Origin of the sequence: Brevibacterium sp. CBA3109, from assembly GCF_040256645.1 — a bacterium.
Lineage (GTDB): Bacteria > Actinomycetota > Actinomycetes > Actinomycetales > Brevibacteriaceae > Brevibacterium > Brevibacterium koreense.
On sequence record NZ_CP158281.1, the window covers coordinates 3134030 to 3159202 of the forward strand.

Here is a 25173-nt window from a genome sequence, read left to right on the forward strand (position 1 = left end):
AGACCCCATGTCGGGACTGAACGCTCGTCAGCTCCCAGCGAGCATGCGCATTAGAAGGCGGTGATGATGTTGAATCCTTTGGTTTTGAACTCCGACATCCTGCTGAATACCTCGTTCACATCCTCGAGTCCAACTTCCCGTTCGACCAGGGCCTGGGGATTAAGACGTCCCTGAGCTACAAGAGACAGCAGGCCCGGGAATTTCGGCTGGGGGTTACCGAAACTTCCGACGAGCTCGATTTCGGCGGCGGTGATCGCGTCGATGGGGACCTGTGCCATCCCCTGTTCATCAGAGCCGGTTAGACCCACCTGGACATGGCGTCCGCCCTTGCGGATCGAATTGATCGAGTTGGAGATGGTCTCCTGGATCCCCAGTGCGTCGATCCCTACGTGGGCGCCTCCAGCGGTAATTTCTTTGATGGCCTCAGGTACGTCCTCAGTCCGTGAATTAACCACCGCGTTTGCCCCAGCATCGCGGGCTTGCTGCAGCTTGTCGTCACTGATGTCAACGGCGATGACCTGTGCACCAACAGCGGCGGCGACTTGGATCGCCGAGAGGCCAACACCACCGGCACCCTGCACCGCGACCCAGTCACCAGGTGACACCTGGCCCCGATCGATAGCGTGGAACCCGGTCATGTACCTGCAGCCAAGCGCGGCAGCTGCGGTCGAGCTGACGTTCTCGGGTAGCGAGATCAGGTTGGTTTCCGCTTGAGTGACCAGCAGATACTCCGCGTAACTACCGTCCCAACCACCAAATCCATATACCGCTACATTGAGGCACAGATTCGGACGTCCGGCCCGACAGAATTCACAGCGACCACAACCATGGTGGAATGGTGCTGTCACCTTGTCGCCCTCACGGAACGAACTGACGTTCTTGCCCACAGAGACGACTTCCCCGCCGAACTCGTGTCCAAGAACTGCCGGAAGCTCGAGTCCGAGTCCGATCCACTTCCAGTCGCCTTGCCATCCGTGCCAGTCACTGCGACAGATACCCGATGCCTGGACTCTCAGCACCGCATCTTCGGGGCCCGGAGTCGGGTCCTTGACTTCTTCTACGACTAGGGGCTGATTGGCTTCTTTGACTACAGCTGCTCGCATCGAACTGATCCCTCCATGATTTGTGAAACATCGATGTTCCACATTGCTTAACCGAACGTTAAGGGTGTCGCTCCATTTAGACTGAAGTGACTGAAACGGCCCTCGAAGAGTCGGTGCCATATACTATCACGCGGCTCTACGACAACCGGGTCTCCGGCTTTGGAGCGGAGCATTCCGGTGGTGCCCTGTGGTCACTCGATGGTGGCCTTTTCAACAATATTGGTTGTGCCGTGGTCTTAGTGTCCAAGACGTCCCGTCGGCTCCGAGAATCCATGCTTCTGTACTTTCGTGCTCCCGTGCTTTCGTGCTGTGTTGAATCTTGCGTCACCCCGGAATATCCCAGCGCTTTTCCACCGGCAGCACACACCTTCGTTCAGTATCCGGGCCACTCACCATTTCGAATTCCGACATAGAGTGATCCACGTTCGCCGCCGCTGATGGGTGAAGCTCATACCTCGGGCTCCGAAGGACAGGGAGATCTCGCGCATTCGCGTCGGATCGGTCGTGCGTGCGCTGACGAGCGCTCAGGCGTCGATCCCCTGGTTGACGGCCACGCCCGACCCATCGAGCATGCGGGCGCCGCGCTCCTTCACCTCCCTGAGCAGATGAGCCTTTGAAGAGATCGAGACCGCACACGTGGCACACTCGCACTGAGGAGCGCAGTGCACTGCCGCATGTGGTCGAAGTGCCACGCGATCAGTTTCGCAACGACGAGTTGAGTCGCGGGCCGCGGAATCGGCTCATTTTTTGAGGCCTCCCCAGAACACGTGACCATGGACGGCGAGGACCTCGAATCCGGAATTCGGTGCATCCGAGACTCCCATCAGGCTGAATGCGCAGCATCGGAAGAATGGGCCGCTGTTCGCGCAGCCAGGGTGGCTTCTGGCAGGTTCCGGGTTCTTCTGGCAGGGTAAGACCATGAGCAATGAACAGATCTTCGACGGGCCGCTGGCTCGCTCAGCCCGTGCCCTGGTTCGCGTTTCCGCCAAGGATGTTGCGTCCACAGCCGATGTGAAGAAGTCCGAACTCAAGGACTTCGAGAAGGGACACGACGACCTCACCGAACAGCAGGAGCACCGCATTCTCGAAGCTCTCGAAGAATTCGGCGCCAGGTTCGTCCGCGATGACTCCCACGGCGGCTACGGAGTGCGCCTGAAGTTCAACCGCGCCAAGGTCCGCGCCATCGAGCGCTGGGAAGACGAAGGCGGAACTTCCGCCGACGATGACGTCTGAGACCACCTGGGAACACAGAAGTTGCCCCGACCGTGCGATGTGCACGATCGGGGCAATTTCTTGTCTCGCTGGAAAGTCAGCCCTTCGCGATGAGCTCCAAGTTGTCGACGACACGGTTAGAGAAGCCCCACTCGTTGTCGTACCAAGCGACGACCTTGACCCGCTTGCCCTCGACGCGAGTCAGTGCGGAGTCGAAGATCGAAGACGCGGCCTGGCCGACGATGTCGCTTGAGACGACCGGTTCGGTCTCGTACTCGAGGATGCCCTTGAGCTCTCCGTCGGCAGCCGTGCGGTAGGCGTCGAGCACCTCGTCGCGAGTGACCTCACGGGAGACTGTGGTGTTGATCTCGACGATGGAGCCCACCGGCACGGGGACCCGTATGGCGTCGCCGCTGAGCTTGCCCTCGAGCTGCGGAAGCACGAGGCCGATGGCCTTGGCAGCCCCTGTCGACGTCGGGATGATGTTCGCCGCGGCGGCGCGGGCACGACGGGGATCCTTGTGTGGCCCGTCCTGAAGGTTCTGGTCACCGGTGTAGGCGTGGACGGTGGTCATGAAGCCCTGTTCGATGCCGGCCAGGTCGTCGAGGACCTTGGCCAAGGGGGCCAAAGCGTTCGTGGTGCACGACGCGTTCGAAATGATGGTGTGTTCGGGCTTGTAGGCTTCGGTGTTCACACCGTAGGCCAGCGTGACGTCTGCACCCTTGGAGGGCGCACTGACGAGGACCTTCTTCGCACCGGCGGTGATGTGCGCCCGAGCTTTGTCGGACTTGGTGAAGCGTCCCGTGGATTCCAGGACCACGTCGACGTTCATCTGAGACCAGGGCAGATCTGCAGGGTTCTTCTCGGCTAGGACCTTGATCGGCTTTCCGTCGATGATGATCTCATCGCCTGAGACCTCGACTGGGAATCCGAAGCGGCCCAGCGTGGTGTCGAACTTGAGCAGCCTGGCCAGGTCTTCGACAGGGCCGAGGTCATTGATGGCGACGACCTCCAGGTCACTGCCGCGTTCTTTCAGAGCGCGCAGCGTGCTGCGTCCGATACGACCGAAACCGTTGATGGCGATGCGAGTCAATGTCACTCCTTGGGAGGGGGTCTGCATGTGGGTACATATCCATAGTCTCGCGTTCAGACGGAAGACGACAGTGGCCATAGAGACATTCTACGCAAGGTTCTCGCCAGACGTATTGCCAGATGTCGAAAGTATTTGGCCAGCCGTTTAGCAGGGCACCGAAGTAGTTGAAGAAGCGCGACTTCTCGGCTGGATTCTCAGCCGGAGAACGTGTGCCGATATTCGTTGGGAGAGGTCGAGAGGATGCGTTGGAAGTGCATGCGCAGGTTCGCTCCGGTGCCCAGTCCTACCTGGTCAGCGATCTGCTCGATCCCTAGGTCGCTGTTCTCGAGAAGTTCCCTGGCCAGATCGACACGGGCCCTGAGCACCCACTGCATCGGCGTGTATCCGGTGTCGTCGACGAAGCGACGTGAGAACGTGCGAACGGAGACTCCCGCGTTTGCTGCGAGGTCCGTCAGTGTCAGTGATTCGCCGAGGTGCTGCAGGGCCCATTCCCGGGTGTCGGCGAAGACCTCGCCGAGGGGATCGGGGACGCTGCGCGGCACATATTGGGCCTGCCCTGCACTGCGGTAGGCGGCCGCAACCAACCGGCGGGCGACTTGGTTGGACAGTCCCACTCCGTGGTCGCGGCGGATGAGGTGGAGGCAGAGATCGATCGCAGAGGCTGCTCCCGCCGAGGTCAGCAGGGCTCCTTCATCAATGAACAGGACGTTCTCGTCGACCTCGATCGAGGGATAGCGTCGGGCCAGTTCCTTCGCTGTCGACCAGTGGGTCGTGGCTCGCCGTCCCGCGAGCAGACCGGTGCGTGCCAGGACGAAGGTACCGGTCGAGATCGCAGCGATCCGGGCGCCGCGTTCGAACGCAGAGAGCAGAGCACCGAAAACGGCTGCTGATGGCTCATCATCGACGACTGAGGTGGCACCGGGGATGACGATCGTGTCTGCCGATTCCAGCGCGTCGAGTCCGACATCGATGCAGTAGGAGAGACCGTCGGCTCCGGTGACCATTCCCGGGGCGTCCCCGCAGATGTCAACCGAGTACGGCCAGGTTCCACCGGGGAGGATGCCGCTCGGGTTCACCGATGCGGTGGGGCTGACCGCATTGGAGCCGCGGCCGAAGACCTGGACCGGGACTCCGAGATCAATGGCAGACACCCCGTCCAGAGCCAGCACGAGAATTCGGTGAGTCTGCAGGCGGGGTGTTCTGCGCAGTGAGGTTCGGGAGTCATCAGTCATGATTGCTCTTCAGTCTAGGCAATCAACTCGCCAAGGCCATCAGCGAGTTCGAGCATTCGAGGACCAGATCCGACTCCCGAGTCCAACTCAACAGTGGTTGTGGACTCAGCTGTGGTCGTGGACTCAGCTGTGGTCGTGGACTCCGGTGAGCTTGAAGCCGAGGCGTCCGTGAGCGAATGCGCCCCCGGCCCGAATCGCCGAGGCGGTCCATGCGGTCTCTGCCAGCTCGGTCTCCGAGGCGCCGGCTTTGACCGCTGCGTTCGAGTGTGCATCGATGCAGTAGGCGCACTGGGTTGTCAGTCCGACGGCATAGGCGATGAGCTCACGGTACTTCAGCGGGATCTCACGCCCATCCTCGGCGAAGACGGCATTGTTGAAATCGCCGAAGGCCTTGAGGATGTCCGGGGTGGTCTCCTTATAGGCCTTGTCGTATTTTCCATCGCCTTCGCGATCGAAGAAATCAGTCATGGTGCGCTACCTCCTGGGATCGAAATCGTTCCAAGTCATGACGCTACTGCCAGAGGCAAGGGGATGCATCCGTTTTCGTCATACGAGGACGGACACCGGGACATGAACGCCGGTCAGAAGATGCCGGGCTGAGCCGCGAATGGCTGCGGAGCGATGCTTGGTGCGGCAGCAGCCGGCGCGGCGACGTTCGGAATGATGGTGCCTGCTGCGGCAGCGCTGGGAACTGCAGCGTTCGGAGCTGCGGCGTTCGGAGCTGCGGCGGCGGGAGCGGCTGCAGCGTTCGAAGCTGCGGCAGCATCTGAGACTGCCGGCGGCACAGTCTGGGATCCCTCCGTCCGGGGAACCGCCTCGGCGATGGCCTCGAACATGGCCAGGGTGCCGTGCTGGTGGGCCAGGCTCACCGGCTGCGGATCGCTGGAGAGCTTGACGCCCACGGTCTGGGTGGCGCGGTCGATGTAGAGCATCTGGCCGTGGATGCCGATGCCGATGACCACGTCACGGCTGGCCGAGGGCACCCAGAACTGGCTGCGGTACATCCCACCCGGGTAGGACCGTCCGGAGGGAGAGTCGGCGAAGACCTGGGCGGAATCGGCCGCACCGGTGAAGATGTCATCGATCCACTGACCCGACAGGACACGCTCCCCCTCTGCTGTGGTGCCGCCTCGGGCGATCATCTCACCGAACCGGGCCAGGTCGCGCAGAGTGCTGCTGATGGCGCCGTCGGCAATCGACCCGCCCCAGCGGTCCTGGCAGACCTGGGCGGCATGGGCGGCCCCGATCTTCGACCATACGTATTCGCTGGCGATGACGGAGAAGGGCTGCCCGACGACGGATTCGCAGATCCAGGCCAGGACGTCGGTCTCGCAGCTGCGGTAGACGAAGGGACCACCGTGCTTGCGCTCGCTGCTCAGACCCATGAGGAAGTTCTTGATCCCGTGCGCCGAGGTGGCTGTCCGCGGCGCGAAATCGACCGCTTCGAACAGGGCCCGGATCTCGGATCCCTCCTTGAGGTATTCCTCCGAGAATTTGATGCCCGATCGCATGTCGAGGAGATCGCGGATCGTCGCCCCGGCGTAACCGCTCTTGGACAGTGCGGGAACGCGCGTGGTGACCAGATCGTCCGGTGAGAGCAGGTCGGCATCGGTGAGAGCGCCGACGACTGCGGAGACGATGGACTTGCTGATCGAGAACAGCATGTGCCGGCGGGCCGGTTTCATCGGCCAGGCGTACTCCTCCGCCAGAGCCACCCCATCGCGAGTGACGAGCCAGGCGTCGGTGAAGGTGTTGGCCAGGACATCTCCGACGGTCGACCAACTCTCGTTCGCACCGGACCACTTCTCACGGTCGATGGGCAGAGGGCGGAAATCGTTCTCTTCGGTCACGAGGTCGCGAACCGAGCCGATGCCGCGCGGAATGCCGCTCACAGGGAAGAGCTCTTCCATCCGAGTCAATGAGAACGCGAAGTACTCCGGCCATTTCCACGAGTCCAGGTCGATGCGTTCGAGAATCGCCTCGGAGGGGTCAACGATGGCGTCTTCGCTCGCCGAGGTGAGATCCCCGGCACGCGGCAGCGGCAGCACGTCACTTGGAGGTTCGGCTCCATCTGTGGGCAGTTCGGCTGGATCCGCTGGGGGCTGGGTGGAACCGTCTTGGAGTTCGACTCCAGCGGCCCGGGGTTCGCCCGGGTCGGCCTGGTCACCAGTCTGCTGGGACTGCGTTGCAATGCCTTTGGTGTTTCCCGAGAGTGCGCCGACGCGGCGTACGCCTGATTCGTCGACAGAACCGGGCAGGGTCTTGTCCCAATCTGCCATAGTCCGCCTCCACCCGTCTCGATCTGCATGGTCTGCCGATCTGCATGGAAGAGCCTACCTGCAGGAGAGGAACCGGCACAGTCGAGTTCGCATTCCAGAGCACAATCCGAACCACATCGCGTCGGGTGACAAGCCTACCACCAGGCCCGTCATCGCAATCGGTTACTTATCAGTTATTCAAGTTACATCATGGCGATGGCGGCTCGTTCCCTACGTGGCGGACGTGCAAGTCTCGAGCTTGGCCTATGGCTCTTCTGGCGGTCCCACCTCTACCCTGGGAACGAACGAACATCTCAGCGAGGAGAATTCGACAATGCTGACGAGCGCTCATGTGGATCGCCCTGCCGACGTTCTGACCATCGAGTGGTCGCTCCCCCATGCCCAGTCTTCGGCGTGGAGGCATCTTACGGATGCTGAGACGGTGCACGAATGGCTGGGGCAGCCCAAAACGTTCGATGCTCGGGTCGGCGGCGAGATCATCGTCGATCATGACGATGGGTACCTCTGCCGCTCCAATGTTCTGTCCGCGACCCACGACGACGGCCCCTCTCACACCAGCACCGCGGAGCTGTCATGGGAGTTTCCCGATGATCCCCCAAGCCGCCTGTCTCTGCGCACTTTCGACACCAATGATCGCGCCGGAAATACCGGCAACAACACAGCATCGACGCTGGTCCTCCAACACTCTGGTCTCGGAGAGCTCATCGACTCATACCTGACCGGCTGGCTGACCCACCTCACCTACTTCGAAGCCTCACTGTCAGGAGCACCGCTTCCTCCCAGCCAGTTCTGGCCTCTCTTCGCGACGTTCGAACAGCTGCGTGCACCAGCAGATGACGGCCACCTACCTCGACTGCAGACAGACAGCCTCACCAAGCCGTCAGGCCTCGACCACTGACCACATCGTTGTCGACTCCTCGTCGGCCACAAGTGCAACACGCTGTCCAGAGCTCAGCCGAGCATACTCGCTGGCGGGATGATCGTCGACGAGTTTGCCCGTTTCAGATTCGTAGAAACTCGTCTTCTTGCTATCGGTGACGATGACGAGGTCGAGCTCCGGAAGCACTCCTTGCCCGCCCCAGGGCATATCGCTTGTGGTGTCGCCTGCCTTCCAGACGGTCTTTCCCGTCTCCGCGTTCAACGCCATGATGCCCGATTCGTTCCCCGGCACGACCAGCAGAGTTCCATCTTTGGTGTCGACCGGAAAATATTGCGGTGTCCCGTAGGTCCCGATCGATTCCAGCGCCATTTCGGGGGCATCCGCGGACCATCCCTGTGGTGATCCATCCGAGCCTTGGTATTTGACCGCCGAGGCGAACAGCTGGGGTTGGATGCATGCGGGCTCGCCATCCGGAGTGAAGACCAGATCTGTCGCACAGACTGAGTCGAAGGTGTCCTCCATTGTGAGGCCCTGTAGTTCGTCGATACCGTCGAACGTCGCTGCATCTGAGTCGGGAAGTTCGCTGGGAAGCGTCAGCTTCGCCACCCTGGTTACCATCGAACTGTACGGATCATCCGGGTCCTCCGAACCGTAGACGTAGAGCAGTGACGTCGGGTCGGACGTTGGAAATACGTCGTAGTAGTCGACTCCGGTGTCGTCGTTGGAGCGTGCCGAGGTGATGGGGACGCTCGTGTGCCGACCAGTGTCCAGCGCAATTCGGGTGATCATCGATTCGTCTCCGTCCTGCCAGGACACGATGCCGTACCGCCGATCGGGCGACACATGGATCGGGGTGCCTCCGAAGGTCTTCCCCTCAGGTCCAGTCGACAGCGACGGCCATGCTTCTTCGCCTGTTGCAGGATCGAGGGCGAATACAAATGCGTTCCCGTTCTCCGAGGTCGGCTCGCAACCATCGTCTTCGAGCACTCCTTGGTATGCAAGGATGATCAGGTCATCGTCGCTGAGGATGGGGCTGGTTCCTGTCGTCTGTGAGGCGAATCCCTGTGCCGGGTGACAGACGTTCGGTGATTCCGGGATCTGGAATGACCAAGCTTCGCTGCCATCGTCCCAGGAGTATGCTGTGGTTTCGCCCGATTGGTCGTTGATGACCACGTTCTCTCCTACGGAGTAGGCCTGGGCACCGCCGCCCAGGTCGTCATTGAGCTGGGCATCAATACTCCACAGTTCATCGCCGGCGAAGTCGATCGCGCGCAGCTTTTCCGCAGACCAGTCAGTGACAAGCGCATGTCCGGCTCCATCGTCGACGACCAGGGTCGCGTGGTAGTCGAGTGCGATCGGGTCGGCGAGCGTGGGAGCTGTCTCAGGAGACGGCGCCTCTTCTTCCTGCGGTGGTGCGGCGTTGCACCCGCTGAGGACCAGCAGCAACGTCACCACTGCGAAGGCTGATTTCCACTTCATCGTTCGGTTCTCCAGGTCATGTCCTGATCATATGTCGCGGCGCGCGGCTTCAGCCCCAGTCGGGGAATCAGAGAAGGACGAACCCGATCAGCCCGGCGGCGATGACGGCGGCCCATGCCGGCAGCTTCCACTTCACCTGGGCGATGAAGACTGCGACCGCCAGCGCCAGCGTGGCAGGTGACGTGATGCCCTGGGTGAATACCGGGTCATAGAGGGCGGCTGCGAGTATGCCCACAACGGCAGCGTTGACCCCCATCAGCGCCCGCCTCACCAACGGTGCGCGACGAAGACGCTCCCAGAAAGGCAGAGCAGCGATGACCAGGAGAGCTGCCGGCAGGAAGATCGCCACCAAGGCGATGCCGGCGCCGACCAGCCCCGTCGGGCCTGATGTTATCGAGGCCCCGAGGAACGCTGCGAATGTGAACAGCGGTCCCGGCACCGCCTGTGCAGCGCCGTACCCGGCAAGAAACGAATCGTGTCCCACGAGACCGGTCGCGACCGTCTCTGCCTCCAGCAGAGGCAGCACGACGTGACCGCCGCCGAAGACGAGCGCGCCCGCGCGGTAGAAGACGTCGACCAAGCGCAGACTCGTATCTCCGGTCGCTGCAGTCAGGATCGGCAGCGCCACCAGCAGCAGCACGAAGGCGGTCAGCGCGGCGACACTGACCCGACGGGAGATGCGCACTGCGAAGTCCTGTCGCACGTTGTCCCCACCGGGCCGTCCACTCGCATCCGAATTCTGACCGCCAGCCTCTCCAACGGCTTCCCCACGCAGCCAGACCAGTCCGATGACACCTCCCAACGCAATCGCCGCAACCTGCACGAATGGGTTCGGGATCAGCAGGATGATGATCATCGCGGCCCCGGCGATGGTGGCGCGTTTGGCATCCGGGGTGAGGTTCTTCGCCATCCCCAGCACCGCCTGAGCGACCACGGCGACCGCGGCGGCCTTCAGCCCATACAGCCAACCCAGGCCTGTGTCACCATCGAGAGAGGCGATGCCGAAGGCGAAGGCGACCATCACGATGGCCGAAGGCATGGTGAAGGCGAACCAGGCAGCCAGCAGACCGCCGATGCCTGCCCGTTGCAGTCCGATCGCGATGCCCACCTGGCTTGAGGCGGGTCCAGGCAGAAACTGGCACAGTGCCACGAGGTCCGCGTAGGCCCCGTCGGAGAACCACTTCCGACGGGCGACGAAGGTCTCACGGAAAAACCCGAGATGCGCGACCGGGCCACCGAACGAGGTCACGCCAAGACGCAGGAACGCCCAGAACACTTCCGCGATCGTGCCGGGATGCCTGCGCTCATTCCCCACGTCTGCCATCACTTCGCCCATACTCACCATTCTGGTGGCAGCGGCTCCGGCAGACCGGCATCGCGACAGAGAACATCGATGAATTTCAGGCCAACTCTCGCCCTGCCAGCAGCTACACCAGCCCCTGGTCCTCGGCGACGCGGATAGCACGCGATCGAGAGTCGACGCCGAGCTTGGTGAACACGTTGACCAGGTGACTCTTCACGGTCGCTTCGGTGACGAAGAGCTCCTGGGCAATCTGCGCATTCGAGGCACCGGTGGCCAGCAGCTTCACCACGTCGCGTTCCCTTCGGGTCAGTTTCGGGCCGGGATTGCGCATCGCGGCGACGACCTTCGATGAGATCTCGGGCGGCAGGTAGGTCTCACCGCGTGAGGCCTTCTCAATCGCGGTCGAGATGTCCTCGGGGTTGATGTCCTTGAGCAGATAGCCGGCCGCGCCCGCATTGAGGGCGGCAACGATCTCAGCATCGTTGTCGAAGGTCGTGAGGATGAGAACTGCGGGCTTCTTCGGTCGCGCATTCAGCCGCTTCGTCACCTCGATGCCGTCGATGCCCTCCCCCAGACGCAGATCGCACATCACCACATCGGGTTCGAGCTCATCGACCACGGCCAGCGCTTCTTCGCCGCTGCTGGCCTCCCCGACGACGGTGATGTGGTCGGGAGCGTCGATGACGGACCGCAGGCCCGCCCGCACCACCGGGTGGTCATCGACGAGGATCACTCGAATCGTCATGCGCTGTCTCCTTGTGTGCGTTCTTCTCTGATGTCATCAGCCTCGCCGAGGCTGTGCTGGCGGGAGGTCGGTCTCGGATTGCTGGGCAGGGTGGCCGAGATCGCGAAGCCCGAACCAGGCGTCGATTCGATGACAAGCTCGCCTCCCAGCTCACGCATCCGCGAGCCGATGAAATCGAGGCCGAATCCGGATTCCGACTCGCGCTGTCGCGATTCCGGATCGGCCATGCCGACACCATCGTCGACGATGTCCATGCGGATCGACCCGTCGAGATCCATGAGGCTGACCATGACCCGCGAGGCCTGAGAGTGCTGTCTGACGTTGGCGAGCGCGGACTGCGCGGTCCGCAGCAGCGCAACCTCCACCTCGGCGGGCAGCGAGGGCACGGACTCGTCGACCTCGACGCGGCCGCGGATAGAGGTGTCGGCCTCCAGGCGGGTGAGCAGACGACGGATGGCGGCAGTCAGCGCTCCGTCCTCGAGCTCGGCCGGGGCGAGTGCGGCAATGATCCGGCGCACGTCGCGCGAACTCTGTGCCGCGAGATCCTCGACTTGGCGCAGAACCTGGCTGGCATGTTCATCGGTGGTCTTGTCCACCTCGGCGTGGGCGATGAGACGGATCGACGAGATCTCCTGCGCGATCGTGTCATGGATGTCGCGGGAGACTCGAGTGCGTTCCTGGATCTCACCGGCGTGACGCTGGGTCAGGGCGAGCTCGTCCTGCAGGTCGAGCAGATTCTGGTGGGCCACCTCCAAGGACTGCAGCAGCTCCTCGCGTCTGCGGCCCTCGCGCAGGAGTTCGATGTAGCCGCGGGACAGTCCCAGGGCGAAGATCGCGCCGATGAGCGATCCGATGATGCTCGCGGTCTGGACCTCGCCGTAATGGGCCAGGGGCGCCACAACCGTTGCGATATAAGTCAGAGCGGTGAAGACCACGGCGATGCGCATCGAGAACAGGTGTCCGGCAAGCAGCCACAGGACGAAGGCCATCCAGATGAACTCGGCGGAGACCAGCAACGTGCACAGCCAGGCGATGGCCAGCACCAACAGCCACCATTTGGCCAGAACGATCGCACCGCTGCGGGCAGCTCGCACGGCGCCGAGGGCGTACCAGGCGAGGAAGACGATGCTCACGGCGATCGCGGCCAGGGGTGCCGCTCCCCCGCCGATCGCGCGGATGCACGAGATCACGGTGAGCACCAGCGCCATCGCGTGCTGGCCGATCTCCATGGTTCTCTCTGTCCACCCGCGTGTGCCCACGGTTTCACCTTCCTGCACGTCGTTCTTCCTGCCAACTCAATCACATCTGCGGCGGGCGCGTGCGCCTTTCGACTGGGCTGGGGCCCGTCAGAACCGAACCCTGGCCCCGACAATGGTGCTGACAACCAGTGCCAATGCCAGGGCCGGTGTCAGTGCCTGCCGTGGCCTGCTGGGGCCATGGCTTCGTTCTGGTCCGATTCGGCGAGGATGTGGGTTCCCTCGGACTGATCTGTCTGGCCGCCCCGAGTCTCTTCGTCACCGGCCGCGGCAGCAGCTGCATCGGCGTACTTGTGCTCCGAGTGCGTGATCGCCTTGTTGGGCCACCACATCCGGTTGCCGGCCAGACCGAAGATAGCCGGGACGATGACCGTGCGTACGAGCACGGTGTCGACGAGGACGCCGACTCCGACGATGAGTCCCAGCTGACCCAGGACCATCAGCGGCAGCATGCCCAGGGCCGCGAACACTCCGGCCAGCACGATGCCGGCACTGGTGATCACGCCGCCGGTGTGGCTGACGGCTTCGATCATGCCCTGGCGGGCGCCGTGGACAACCGATTCCTTCTTCGCCCGGTGGGACAGGAAGATCGAGTAGTCGATGCCCAATGCCACGAGGAACAGGAACGCGAGGATCGGAACTTGAGCATCAAGTGCCGCTTGGCCGAAGATCGTTCGGCTGAGGAATGCGCCGAGGCCGATCGCTGCGGCCGAGGACGCCACGTTGACCACGAGCAGGGTTCCCGCCACGAGGGGTGCACGGAGGATGCCGAGCAGGATGATGAAGCTGATGGCCAGGATCAGCGGTGCAATGGTCAGGAAGTCCTGAGCATTGCCGTCGCGGGCATCGAGTTCGGTTGCCGCCGCGCCGCCGACCTGTGCGTCGGCACCGTCGATCGCGTGGACGTCTGACCGGATGTCCGTGACCAGGTCGAGGCCCGCTGGGCTGTCCGGTTCGTATTCGCCGGTGACCATGACCTTCGCGATCGAGGTTCCCCCGGTCGTCGTCTCGTCGGTGACGTTGGCACGTACGACCCCGTCGATGTCTGCCACGGAGTCCGCGACCTGATCGGCATGCGCCGAGTCGGTGACAACCCAGATCGGCTGTGACTCGCCGGGAGGGAAATGATCAGCCAACACGTCGAGGCCCTGTGCCGATTCGGACTGCACGCGGAACTTCTCGGACTGGTCCAGCCCCACCGAAGTGCCGATGAGCCCTGTGGCCATGATGCCGAGAATGATGATTCCGGCGCCGAGGTGGATGCCCGGCTTCTTGACCACGCGAGTCGCGATTCTGCGCCAGATGGAGGATTTCGCTGCGGGCTTCGTTCCGGCAGTTTCGTCGGCAGCAGTTTCGTCAGCGGCAGTCTCGTCAGCGGCAGTTTCGTCAGTGGCCTCCTGAACCTTGGGGACGAAGGGCCAGAACACGCCCTTGCCACAGATCGCGAGGACCGGTGGCAGTGCGAAGAGCACGGCGGCTGCGGCGATGATGAGGCCGATTGCGGCGGTGATGCCCAGTCCCCGGGTTCCTGGGATCACGGCGAAGACGAGGCTGAGCAGGGACAGGACCACGGTCAGGTTTGACGCGAGGATCGTCGACGCCGTGTGGGTCCACGCGGAGCCCAGCGCGATGCGGTGATCGTTTTCGCGGCCCAGTTCCTCCCTGTAGCGGGAGATGAACAGGAGCGCGTAGTTGGCTCCGGCGCCGAAGACCAGGACGCTGATGATGCCCGCGTCGAACTGCAGATCGAGGGCATCGCCGACGGCCGCGGTCACAGTGGATGCCAGGCCGTCGGCAGTGCCGATGACGATGAGCGGCAGCAGCCATAGGATCGGTGAGCGGTAGGTGATGATGAGCAGCAGCGCGACGATGACGATGGTCACGATGAGGAGTGTGAAATCTGCACCGCCGAACGCGGAAGCGATGTCGGCGCCGATCGCGGGACCACCGGTGACCAGGAGGGACATTCCCGAGTCCTCGAGCTGACCGGCTACCGAATCGCCGGCGATGAAGTCACGAAGTCCCTCGACGGTCTCAGCGGTGTCGCTGTTGGTCAGTCCGACCTCGATGGGGACCATGAGCAGTGCGGCCTTGCCGTCGTCGCTCATAATCGGGCCGGTCGCCTTGGATGCGTCGCCGCTGGCAGAGGAGTCAGACGATCCTGAGGAGTCGATGTAGTCGCCGAGCGAGCCGCCCAGCTTCCCCAAGTCGGTCTGTTCGCTCGAGCTCAGTTTCGAGCCGTCGTCGTGGGAGGCAACGACCATGACCGACTGCTTGTTGGCGCCCGGGAACTTCTTCAACAGCTGGTCGACCTGGGTGGATTCGGCATCGGCCGGAGCTGATTCGTTGGCTCGGTCCTCGCCTGCCCCGGACAGGAGTCCGAACAGGAGGGTGACGAGGATGACGACCCCGCCGAGGACGAACCACGACCCGCGCTTCGACACGAGCGTGTTCGCGCTTTTCGTGAGTGTTGTGTTCATGTCTCTAGCTCATCAATTCTCAGAGCTGGAAACATCGCCTAGGAGTTCAGACTAAACCTGCAACTTTAGATGGAGAAAGTGCATCACCTGCGGCAATCACCACCGTGACCTGCATAAACACTTCGTCAGCCGGCTCGATCTCCGTACCCGCCACCGCAGGTGTCTCAGATGATCGTCGCTCCTGCGGCGTCCATCTCAGCCAGAGCCAGCATGGATGAGTCCTTGCCGACACCAGCGATGAGGTCCTGGCGAACACAGACGGACCATCCGCCCTTCAGCGCGTCGAGGACGGTAGCGCAGACGCAGTGGTCGGTGGCGATGCCGACGACGTCCACCTCGGCGATGTCGAGGCTCTTCAGCAGGTCGCCGAGGCGCTCCCCAGCATCCGTTGTCCCCTGGAAAGCGGAGTAGTCGGGAGTGCCCTGACCCTTGCGCACGTGATGGGTGATGGCATCTGTGGTCAGCAGAGGATCGTATTCGGCGCCCTCGGTGTCCGCGACGCAGTGGACGGGCCAGGAATCAACGAAATCGGGGCTCTGGCTGAAGTGGCCACCGTTGTCGCTGTCGGCATCATGCCAGTCGCGGGAGGCGATGATCGCGTCATAGTCACCTGCAGAGGCGCCGAGGAAGCGGGTCACCTCGGCGGCAACGGCGTCACCACCGTCCACGCCGAGCGCCCCGCCCTCGGTGAAGTCGTTTTGGATGTCCACGATGAGAAGTGCCTTCGCCATACCTCGAGCATAGGCGCTGACGCGGGATTGTCAGCTCTGCTTCAGGGCTTTCTTCTGAGCCTTCTTCGCCGCTTTCCGGGCCGCCTTCTTGGTGGCGCCGGCTCCGGCGACGAGGAGGAGCCCACCCAATGCTGCGACGTTCTTCGAGAAGTGAGTCTTGTGAGCGGCAGCGTCGGCACCGTCCATGTCCCAGAAGGCGTGGCCGGCCAGTGTGGTCGGCACCAGAGATCCGGCGAGTGCGAGCGCGGAGAGTCGTGGCTTGATGCCCAGCGCCATGGTGGTTCCGGCGAGCAGTTGGAGTCCGCCGTTGGCACGGACTAGGAGTTCATCGTCTTCGGGAAGGATCGGCACGTATTCGCGGATCGCATCGAGCGTCGGAGAGGCAGCCGCGACACGACCGCCGGGGTTGGTCAGTGCCGAATATCCTCCGGTGATGAAGATCGGTGAGGTGAGTACGCGTCCTGCTGTCTGCAGCAACGATGATCCTAGTGCCATGGGATTCTCCTTCAGGTTTGGGGTTTTGAGCTTAACGGATGCCTGAGCTCAGCCTCAAAGCGCCTCGTCGTGCGGCGCCACGGGGGCTGCAGGCGCCACGGGAGCCTTCGGTTGCTTGATGCCCAGTTCTGGTCGCTTCCGGAACTGGCCCGTGGCGAAGAGAACGGCGATGACGATTGCGGAGACGATCCAACCGGAGACTCCCAAGAACGAGACCAAGGCCATGTCCGGGGTTGAGGCGGATCCGTCGATGAACAGCCCGAGCAGCATCCCCGCCGAACCGTTGAGCGCAGCATGTGCGACGACGGCAGGCCAGACCGAACCCGTGCGCAGTCGCAGCCAGCCGAACAGGATCCCCACCATGACACAGCCGCCGACCATGAAGGCCAGCCCCGTGATGTCGGGGCGCGCGAAGTTGTATCCGAGCAGGATCAGCGGTGCATGCCACAGGCCCCAGATCACTCCGACGATGAGGAGCGCGGGCCAGGTGCCGAGTGGACGCAGGCTCGTCAGCAGCCAGCCTCGCCAGCCGACCTCCTCGCCGAAGGCGACGATCACATTGAGCAGTGATCCCAGCGCCATGATCACAAGGTAGCCGATGACAGCCACGACCAGCGGGATCTCGTCCAGCCCGGGCAGCTGCGCCAACTGAGCCTTGAACCCTGAGAGACCCAGCAGGTCAACCTGCATCCATCCGAAGGCTGCGCCCAGCAGGTAGGCCACGGCCACGAGCACGAATATCCCGAAGAAGGCGAGCGCGGTCATCCCGAGAACCCGGCCGAAGGGACGCAGCGGCCAGATGCCGAGGTACCTGACGATGCTGGCCCGAGGCTCACCGGTGCGACGGCGCTGGATGATCATCGCCACGATCACAGCGATCAGCGGGGTGAACATCATGGCCATTCCCGACACCTGCACGAGCAGTGGATTGCCCAACCCTTCACCGCTCAACCACAGGGGCAGGCACGCAACCCAGGCGAGAACCGCTGCCACTACACCGAAGACTGCGACCTCGAGCCACGGCACCTGAGCCGGCACGATCGCCAGCGGTCGGCCCTTGGGGTCCACGTCCTCCCCCACCGAGGTGGCTGCGGGCTCTGTGCCCACGGTGGCGTTGTCGCTTCTGTCCGTTCCCGTGCTCACGGTTCCTCCTCAGTCCTGCACCGACGCTGCCTTTTGGGTCCACTCTGCTGTCTGTGCTGCTTTCATCATCCAACCTACGTTGTCGGCCGATCGTGCACCTCCGCCGTGTGACTGAAATCGATCTCGCCCATCCGGCCGAGGGAGACCCCCGTGTCGATTCGCCTCTGCCGAAGCAGTGCTCCTGTTCTCGCTCCTCTCCCGTCTCACTCCCCTCCCGTCTCACTCCCCTCCCGTCCTCGACCATCCATATTCTGAGATACGATGAACACCGTTGAATCACCGTCGATTCGTGCAAAGGCGCAATCTCATGACCGAACATTCCCCGAAATCACATCTCTCCGACTCCGATCACCTCTCGGTCCTCGGCTACGAGGACTCCTTCGAACGATCGATGAGCCCCTGGGCGAACTTCGCCCTCGGCTTCACCTATCTCTCCCCGCTCGTCGGCGTCTACTCGCTCATGGCTGTGGCCCTCTCCACCGGCGGACCACCATCGATGTGGTGGATCATCATCGTCGCGTGCGGCCAGATGCTGGTCGCCCTGGTCTTCGGTGAAGTCGTCTCCCAGTTCCCCATCGCCGGTGGGATCTACCCTTGGTCACGCAGACTGTGGGGTAAGCGGTATGCCTGGATGGCCGCGTGGGTCTACATCTGCGCCCTCATCGTCACCATCACCTCGGTGGCGGAGTTCGGTGCCGGATTCGTGTCGAGTCTGTTCGGCTTCGAACTGAATCGCAACACCACCCTTCTCTTGGCCTTGGGCCTGCTGGTCCTGGCCCTGGCCATCAACTTCAGCGGCACCAAGTGGTTGGCCCGGATCGCACGCATCGGCCTGTTCGCCGAACTCATCGGCGTCATAGGCCTCGGCCTGTTCCTGCTCATCTTCGAACGCAAGCACAGCTTCGGCGTGTTCTTCGACTCCATGGGAACCGCCGGTGATGGCAGCTACGCCGCCGCATTCATGGGCGCTGCGGTCGCCGGACTCTTCCTCTTCTACGGCTTCGAGGCCTGCGGCGACGTCGCCGAAGAGGTGTCCGATCCGGCCCGCGGCATCCCCAAGGCCATGCTCATGACGATCCTCGTCGGCGCGGTCTCGGCCCTGTTCTCATTCGGCGGCTACGTGCTGGCAGCCCCGAACCTCGACGAGATCGTGGCCGGTCAGGTCGAGGACCCCATTCCCGCGATCCTCCAGGGCAGCCTCGGCACGGTCGGGGCGAAGATCTTCCTCCTCGTCGCAATCACCGCATTCATCTCCTGTGTGCTCAGCCTCCAGGCCGCGGCCTCGCGCCTGATATTCAGCTTCGCCCGCGACGGGATGATGCCAGGTCACAAGTGGCTGTCCAAGGTCACCGACGGCACAAAGGTCCCTCGCAACGCCCTCATCGTCGCCTGCATCACCCCCGCCCTCATCTGCGTGCTGATCTGGTTCAATGATGGAATCCTCGTTGCGGTCACCTCCTTCGCCATCCTCGGCATCTACCTCGCATTCCAGATGGTCGTCCTCGGCGCGCTGCGGCAGCGCTTCAAGGGTTGGAGGCCCGCAGGCCCGTGGTCGCTGCGGGGCTGGGGAATCATCGTCAACATCGCGGCGCTGGCCTATGGGATCTTCGCCATGATCCTGTTGGCACTGCCCGGCGACTCGGGTTCGTTCTTCGCCGACTGGATCGTGCTTCTCGGCCTCGTCGTGGTGCTCGTGGTCGGGGTCGTCTATCTCTTCACCGCCCGTCCGGACCGGCAGTCCGACGCCCCCGAAGGTGACGCCATCGCCGTCGCCGAGGCGATCCGCTCCCACCGCTCGAATCGCTGAGATCCAGCCCACGGGTCGCCGAACGCCGAGCGGACCACTTAGTTTCGAGCGGACCCGCTATAGGGTGTCCCTGCGAAGCCAAGTGGTCCGCTCGTTTCCACGCAGTGAGCTGCCCGGCAGTGCAGGCCAACTCGGCGAGGGTCGGGATCCTCCACTCAACCACATAAAAATACATGTCCATGTATAACAATTCGACATGAGCTGGTCCGACGGTTAAGCTGGTCAGCATGTCGAAAGTATTGTCTGCACTCCCAATCGGTGAACACGTTGGAATCGCCTTCTCCGGCGGACTGGATACGTCCTGCGCGGTCGCATGGATGCGTCACAAGGGCGCCATTCCCTGCACCTACACGGCCGATATCGGCCAGTACGACGAGCCCGACCTCGACTCCGTGACGGAGCGCGCGAAGGAATACGGTGCAGAGATCGCCCGGTTCGTCGACGCCAAGCGCCTGTTGGTCGAAGAGGGCTTCGTCGCCCTGCAGTGCGGTGCCTTCAACGTCCGCTCCGGCGGCAAGACCTACTTCAACACGACCCCTCTGGGCCGTGCGGTCACCGGCACGATGCTTGTGCGCGCCATGAAGGAAGACGGCGTCGACATCTGGGGCGATGGCTCGACCTACAAGGGCAACGACATCGAACGCTTCTACCGCTACGGCCTGATGGCCAACCCGAAGCTGCGCATCTACAAGCCATGGCTCGACTCGGACTTCGTCGAGGAACTGGGCGGACGCCAGGAGATGAGCGAATGGCTCGTCGAACACGGCTACCCCTACCGTGACTCTGCCGAGAAGGCATACTCCACCGACGCCAACATCTGGGGCGCGACTCACGAGGCCAAGACGCTTGAATTCCTCGATGCCGGACTCGACATCGTCGAACCGATCATGGGCGTCGCGGCCTGGCGCGACGACGTCGAGGTCACAACCGAAGAGGTCACTGTCGGCTTCGAGGCTGGTCGTCCCGTGTCGATCAATGGTCAGAAGTACGACGATCCTGTCGCCCTGGTCTTCAAGGCCAACGAGATCGGCGGCCGTCACGGACTCGGCGTCTCCGACCAGATCGAGAACCGCATCATCGAGGCGAAATCGCGGGGCATCTACGAGGCTCCCGGCATGGCACTGTTCCACATCACCTATGAGCGTCTGCTCAACGCCATTCACAACGAAGACACCATCGCGCTCTACCACGAAGAGGGGCGCCGCTTGGGTCGGCGCATGTACGAGGGACGTTGGTTGGATCCGCAGTCACTCATGCTGCGCGAATCGATGCAGCGCTGGGTCGCCTCGGCGATCACCGGCGAAGTGACGTTGCGCCTGCGCCGCGGTGACGACTACACGATCGTCAACACCACTGGCCCCAACCTCAGCTACCACCCGGAGAAGCTGTCAATGGAGCGCGTGGGCGACGCCGCCTTCGGCCCCGAGGACCGTATCGGCCAACTGACCATGCGCAACCTCGACATCGCCGACTCGCGTGCCCGTCTCGAGCAGTACGCCGCTATGGGCATCGTCTCAGGTCCGACCTCTGAACTCATCGGCTCCCTTGAGGCCGGTGGCGCCGAGGAGATCGCGAACTCCACCGCCGACGTCGACGCGGCCAGCGACCGTGCCGGCCTCTCCGCCGCCTTCGACACCGGCACCGACTGACCAGGAACCGTCAGTACCTACTGCACAGCAGACTCTGAACTGCAGGCGATCCTCAGCAGTTGGTGCATCCGCTTCGATTTCACACCAGATTTCGAAGTGAATGCACCAACTGCTGAGTTCATTCACGCCGACTCGTTGAGGCGCTCACATTGACCGTGGGCGGCAGGCAATGCGCACCAGCCGATGAGATGATCATTGGCATGCCCTGCTCCCCGCATTCCCTCGCCGAGGTGATCGACTCGGAACTTCGCGCTCGTGGCAGTTCCGCACGCGCGGCGAAGGACCGCGCCTACCTCAAGAGCGGACTCGTCCACTACGGCGTCGGCGTGCCCACTACTCGGGCAGTGGTCCACAATGCACTGCGGATGGCGGATCTTGACCACGACGGAGTCATCGAACTCGCCGAGGAGCTCTGGAACTCTGCGGGTGACCTCGGCATGAATGACCACGAGAGACCTGACAGCAGTTCTCCGGAGTTGGAGCCGAGCGGAAGTGCGACTCCGGTTTATGAATGTCGCAGCGCGGCGGCGATGGTGCTCATCCAAATGAAGGACCACCTCGGCGCTGGTGACAGTGACTTCTTCGAACGACTGCTGCGACAGTCCCGCACCTGGGCGCTCGTAGATCCACTCGCCGGTGATGCCGTCGGCCCGTTGTCTGAACATGATGCGGAGTTTGCTCCGGTGCTCGAACGCTGGGCGAGCGACGACGATTTCTGGATCCGACGCTCAGCGCTGCTGGCCCACCTGCGACCACTGCGGGAAGGCCGCGGAGACTTCGAGCGATTCTCACGTCTCTCCGATGCGATGCTGGAAGAGACGGAATTCTTCATCCGCAAAGCAATCGGCTGGGTACTGCGCGACACCGCCCGCACACGACCGGAGATGGTCTTCGACTGGATGCTGCCGCGCGCCCATAGAGCCTCGGGCGTGACGATGCGTGAAGTGGTGAAGCATCTGTCGCCTGAGCAGCGGAATGCACTGCTTGCGGCTAAAGGGACTCGGCGAAGTCGAGCAGGATCTGGTTGAAGGCCCCCGGCGCCTCGATGTTGGCGGCATGGCCAGCGTTGGGGATGACCGCCGATGAGCCGAGCGGAGCCAGGCCTGCGGATGCGGCTGCGTGCGATGAGGGCCAGTGCTCGCTCTCGGCTCCGGCGACGAAGAGCACAGGCACGTCGGCGCCTTCGATCACGGAACGCCAATCGGCCTTCGCATGGTCGCCCAGCAGACCCAGCTCGCCACGGCTGAGCTTGTGATCCACACCCTTCATGGCCTTGAGCAGACGCACCATGCGCCTGCCTCGCTTCCAGACGGGGGTGCCATGCCCCGTGGGAGGAATGCCCTCGGCGAAGTAGGTGTCGACGTTGGACTCCTCGTAGCCGTAATACCCGTGCGGCCAGTCAGCGGTGTTGAGCATCTTAGGCGTCTGGTCGACGACAGCGATTCCGGTGATGCGATCGGCACCGAACTGGGAGAGATAGGACCAGATGGTGTTGCCGCCCATGGATCCGCCCACGAGCAGAACATTTCGCAGATCCAAAGCCTCGAGAACTTGTGCCACGTCCTGACCACGCCGCTCCATGGTCACACCAGACTTGGGGTGGTCGGCACCTCCGTGGCCGCGCAGGTCAACTGAGAACACCTCGTATCCAGCCTGTGCCAACGGTTGAACCTGGTAGCGCCAGCTGGTCGCCGGTGCCTTGAACCCCGCCAGCAGCATCACGGGGCGACCGGCGGGGTCTCCGGTCTGCGTGTACTCGAGACTGACGCCGTCATCGGCAATGATTGCGGTCACGGTTCAATCCTAGCGCTGGACTCCCCGGGAGTCGGGGTCCGCAATGACTATGCCGTTCTCCGGACTTCGAGGGTGAACTCATAAAAGAAGCCCCTCGCCAGCTGTTCCTGCTGGTGAGGGGCTTCCCTACTGTGCGCCACGAGGGATTCGAACCCCCAACCTTCTGATCCGTAGTCAGATGCTCTATCCGTTGAGCTAGTGGCGCATGTCGCCCGGACTCTCGCCCTGCAACTCGATCAACTATACACACCAAAATCACCCAAGCTCAAATTCGACGGAAGTGCGCTTCGCCACATTCGCGGATTCGGAGAATCCTAGACCTCAGGCCCGTCTCAACGGACCTTTGATACGAGCGAACTGGCGAGAATACTGAGGTCACTGCCTTCATGAAACTGCACCTTTTGCAAAGAAGCATCATGCGTATGCAAAAACACATCATTGCTTTGATCTATGTGCGTCTTTAGAGGTGGTGTTGTGACCCAATGCACATCTTCCGAGAACTCAAAACCAGGATTTTCCGGTCCGTCCGAGCCCTACGGTGGAGATGTACCAGCCGACAGGCGGAACCCCGTAATCCCGATTGACCAGGAGACCACTCATGACTGTCCTCGACCATGACGTCGTCGCTGACCAGCTGAAGAACGCACCGACCGATAGCGAGCCGGTGCTTTCGTTCGTCAGCAGGGTCGCCACCCTCACCACTCCAGACGATATCGTCTGGGTCGATGGTTCGGATGAGCAGAAGGCCACCATCGCCGACCAGCTCGTCGAAGCCGGCACCATCGTTCGCCTGACCGGCACCAAGGACTCATTCTACGCGGCCTCCGACCCCGAGGACGTCGCCCGCGTGGAGGGCCGCACCTACATCTGCTCCGTCGAGGAGAAGGATGCCGGGGCGCTCAACAACTGGATGGCTCCGGCCGAGATGAGGGAGACCCTCAAGCCGCTCTTCGACGGTTCGATGCGCGGACGCACCATGTACGTCATCCCGTTCGTGATGGGACATGCTGAGGCCGACCAGCCGATGTTCGGCATCGAGCTCACCGATTCCCCCTACGTTGTCCTCTCCATGCTCGTCATGGCGCGTTCGGGCAAGACCGCCCTCGACGCGATCGTGGCCAATGGCGGCACCTTCGTCGAGTGTGTGCACTCGGTCGGCGCTCCGCTCGAAGCCGGGCAGGAGGACGTCGCCTGGCCCTGCAACCCCACCAAATACATCACTCACTTCCCCGAAGAGCGCTCCATCTGGTCCTTCGGCTCCGGCTACGGCGGCAACGCGCTGCTCGGCAAGAAGTGCTACGCGCTGCGCATCGCTTCGTCGATCGCCCGTGATGAAGGCTGGTTGGCCGAGCACATGCTCATCCTCAAGCTGACGAGCCCGGAAGGCGAGGTCAAGTACATCGCCGCCGCATTCCCTTCGGCCTGCGGCAAGACCAACCTCGCCATGATCGAGCCCACCATTCCCGGCTGGAAGGCCGAGACCCTGGGCGACGACATCGCCTGGATGCGCTTCGGCGACGACGGCCAGCTCTACGCCGTCAACCCTGAGTTCGGTCTCTTCGGAGTCGCCCCGGGCACCGGCTACACCACCAACCCGACCGCGATGCGGGCCATCGAAGCCGGCGGAAACATCTTCACCAACGTCGCCCTGACCGACGACGGTGATGTGTGGTGGGAGGGCAAGACGGACGAGAAGCCAGCTCACCTCACCGACTGGCGCGGCAACGACTGGACGCCTGATTCCGAGACCCCAGCCGCTCACCCGAATTCGCGCTTCTGCACCCCGATCGCCAACGTTCCGACGCTGGCTCCTGAGTGGACGAACCCGAACGGCGTGCCGATCTCGGCAATCCTCTTCGGCGGCCGCCGCAAGACGACCATGCCGCTCGTGACTGAGACCAAGGACTGGAACCACGGTGTCTTCATGGGCTCGGTGCTCTCCTCAGAGACCACCGCTGCCGCCACCGGAGCCGTCGGCGTCGTTCGTCGCGATCCCATGGCGATGCGTCCGTTCATCGGCTACAACGTCGGTGACTACCTGCAGCACTGGCTCGACATCGGAAACACCGAGGGCGCCCAGCTGCCGAAGATCTTCTACGTGAACTGGTTCCGCCGCGACGAGGACAACTCGTTCCTGTGGCCAGGCTTCTCCGAGAACTCACGGGTTCTCAAGTGGGTCTTCGAGCGCGTCACCGGCACCGCCGACGCCGTCGAGAGCCCGCTCGGCCTGACCCCAGTCGAAGGCGGCCTGGACACCGAGGGACTCGACTTCACCGACGAGCAGCTGCGCAAGGCACTTGAGATCAAGCCCGAGGAATGGCAGACCGAGCTCGGACTCATCGAAGACTGGTATGAGCAGCTCGGCGATTCGGTACCTGCCGAACTCCGCGCTGAGGTCGACAACCTGCGCAATCGCCTGGGCCTCGCCTGAGTCTTCGAGTCGCTGAGTCTTTGCCTCGTTGAGTTGCTGCGTCGCTGAGTTGTTGCGTCGC

General features: G+C 63.0%; 20 protein-coding genes and 1 tRNA gene. 6 read left to right on the forward strand and 15 right to left on the reverse strand.

The features are described from left to right. Nucleotides 1-50 precede the first annotated feature (50 nt). Nucleotides 51-1223: a zinc-dependent alcohol dehydrogenase family protein gene (locus AAFP32_RS14390; RefSeq protein WP_219618701.1), complete on the reverse strand. Its 1173-nt coding sequence runs from the start codon at nt 1221-1223 to the stop codon at nt 51-53. Nucleotides 1224-2021: 798 nt separating this feature from the next. Here AAFP32_RS14390 and AAFP32_RS14395 point away from each other — a divergent pair. Beyond that, a complete protein-coding gene (locus AAFP32_RS14395) occupies nt 2022-2336 on the forward strand; it encodes an XRE family transcriptional regulator (RefSeq protein ID WP_350269703.1) in 315 nt (104 codons plus the stop codon). 76 nt (nt 2337-2412) lie between these two features. Here the strand turns inward: AAFP32_RS14395 and gap are convergent, their stop codons facing one another. The 4 genes from gap to AAFP32_RS14415 all read right to left on the reverse strand — a co-directional run bounded on the left by gap (nt 2413) and on the right by AAFP32_RS14415 (nt 6919). Then, nucleotides 2413-3408: a type I glyceraldehyde-3-phosphate dehydrogenase gene (gene gap / locus AAFP32_RS14400; protein ID WP_101620653.1), complete on the reverse strand. Its 996-nt coding sequence runs from the start codon at nt 3406-3408 to the stop codon at nt 2413-2415. 194 nt (nt 3409-3602) lie between these two features. Further along, nucleotides 3603-4640 (reverse strand): GlxA family transcriptional regulator, encoded by a 1038-nt coding sequence (locus AAFP32_RS14405; protein WP_350269704.1) that lies wholly within the window; start codon nt 4638-4640, stop codon nt 3603-3605. A gap of 123 nt (nt 4641-4763) precedes the next feature. Continuing rightward, entirely contained in the window at nt 4764-5108 is a 345-nt protein-coding gene (locus AAFP32_RS14410) for a carboxymuconolactone decarboxylase family protein (RefSeq protein ID WP_009882529.1), read from the reverse strand. A gap of 113 nt (nt 5109-5221) precedes the next feature. After that, a complete protein-coding gene (locus tag AAFP32_RS14415) occupies nt 5222-6919 on the reverse strand; it encodes a serine hydrolase (protein WP_350269705.1) in 1698 nt (565 codons plus the stop codon). Between the two features lie 313 nt (nt 6920-7232). Between AAFP32_RS14415 and AAFP32_RS14420 the strand changes: the two genes are divergently transcribed. Continuing rightward, nucleotides 7233-7817: a hypothetical protein gene (locus tag AAFP32_RS14420; RefSeq protein WP_101620656.1), complete on the forward strand. Its 585-nt coding sequence runs from the start codon at nt 7233-7235 to the stop codon at nt 7815-7817. Here AAFP32_RS14420 and AAFP32_RS14425 read toward each other — a convergent pair. The 8 genes from AAFP32_RS14425 to AAFP32_RS14460 all read right to left on the reverse strand — a co-directional run bounded on the left by AAFP32_RS14425 (nt 7800) and on the right by AAFP32_RS14460 (nt 17431). Further along, nucleotides 7800-9278, reverse strand: coding sequence for a PQQ-binding-like beta-propeller repeat protein (locus AAFP32_RS14425; RefSeq protein ID WP_350269706.1), 1479 nt, complete (start codon nt 9276-9278; stop codon nt 7800-7802). The two genes, AAFP32_RS14420 and AAFP32_RS14425, sit on opposite strands and share 18 nt — an antisense overlap. A gap of 67 nt (nt 9279-9345) precedes the next feature. Beyond that, a complete protein-coding gene (gene chrA, locus AAFP32_RS14430; protein ID WP_350269707.1) occupies nt 9346-10614 on the reverse strand; it encodes a chromate efflux transporter in 1269 nt (422 codons plus the stop codon). Between the two features lie 91 nt (nt 10615-10705). Further along, nucleotides 10706-11326, reverse strand: coding sequence for a response regulator transcription factor (locus AAFP32_RS14435; protein ID WP_350269708.1), 621 nt, complete (start codon nt 11324-11326; stop codon nt 10706-10708). Then, nucleotides 11323-12603: a sensor histidine kinase gene (locus tag AAFP32_RS14440; protein ID WP_350269709.1), complete on the reverse strand. Its 1281-nt coding sequence runs from the start codon at nt 12601-12603 to the stop codon at nt 11323-11325. The genes AAFP32_RS14435 and AAFP32_RS14440 overlap by 4 nt, the downstream gene beginning before the upstream one ends. Nucleotides 12604-12734: 131 nt before the next feature. Beyond that, nucleotides 12735-15062: an MMPL family transporter gene (locus AAFP32_RS14445; RefSeq protein WP_350269710.1), complete on the reverse strand. Its 2328-nt coding sequence runs from the start codon at nt 15060-15062 to the stop codon at nt 12735-12737. Between the two features lie 164 nt (nt 15063-15226). Next, entirely contained in the window at nt 15227-15793 is a 567-nt protein-coding gene (locus AAFP32_RS14450) for an isochorismatase family protein (protein ID WP_350269711.1), read from the reverse strand. A gap of 30 nt (nt 15794-15823) precedes the next feature. Beyond that, the gene (locus AAFP32_RS14455) at nt 15824-16288 is read right to left on the reverse strand and encodes a DoxX family protein (protein WP_101620662.1); all 465 of its coding nucleotides are present in this window, start codon (nt 16286-16288) and stop codon (nt 15824-15826) included. A 54-nt stretch (nt 16289-16342) separates the two neighbouring features. After that, complete coding sequence (locus tag AAFP32_RS14460) at nt 16343-17431, reverse strand: CPBP family intramembrane glutamic endopeptidase (RefSeq protein WP_350269712.1); 1089 nt, start codon at nt 17429-17431, stop codon at nt 16343-16345. Between the two features lie 307 nt (nt 17432-17738). Between AAFP32_RS14460 and AAFP32_RS14465 the strand changes: the two genes are divergently transcribed. The 3 genes from AAFP32_RS14465 to AAFP32_RS14475 all read left to right on the forward strand — a co-directional run bounded on the left by AAFP32_RS14465 (nt 17739) and on the right by AAFP32_RS14475 (nt 21915). Then, the gene (locus tag AAFP32_RS14465; protein WP_350269713.1) at nt 17739-19238 is read left to right on the forward strand and encodes an APC family permease; all 1500 of its coding nucleotides are present in this window, start codon (nt 17739-17741) and stop codon (nt 19236-19238) included. Between the two features lie 227 nt (nt 19239-19465). Then, the gene (gene argG, locus AAFP32_RS14470; RefSeq protein WP_350269714.1) at nt 19466-20887 is read left to right on the forward strand and encodes an argininosuccinate synthase; all 1422 of its coding nucleotides are present in this window, start codon (nt 19466-19468) and stop codon (nt 20885-20887) included. Nucleotides 20888-21087: 200 nt separating this feature from the next. Next, nucleotides 21088-21915, forward strand: coding sequence for a DNA alkylation repair protein (locus AAFP32_RS14475; protein ID WP_350269715.1), 828 nt, complete (start codon nt 21088-21090; stop codon nt 21913-21915). Here the strand turns inward: AAFP32_RS14475 and AAFP32_RS14480 are convergent. After that, nucleotides 21878-22681, reverse strand: a complete 804-nt coding sequence (locus AAFP32_RS14480; protein ID WP_350269716.1) for an alpha/beta hydrolase — start codon at nt 22679-22681, stop codon at nt 21878-21880. The genes AAFP32_RS14475 and AAFP32_RS14480 overlap by 38 nt on opposite strands. A 132-nt stretch (nt 22682-22813) precedes the next feature. Further along, a tRNA-Arg gene (locus AAFP32_RS14485) sits at nt 22814-22886 on the reverse strand. 393 nt (nt 22887-23279) lie between these two features. Here AAFP32_RS14485 and AAFP32_RS14490 point away from each other — a divergent pair. Continuing rightward, entirely contained in the window at nt 23280-25112 is a 1833-nt protein-coding gene (locus tag AAFP32_RS14490; RefSeq protein WP_101620667.1) for a phosphoenolpyruvate carboxykinase (GTP), read from the forward strand. Nucleotides 25113-25173 lie beyond the last annotated feature (61 nt).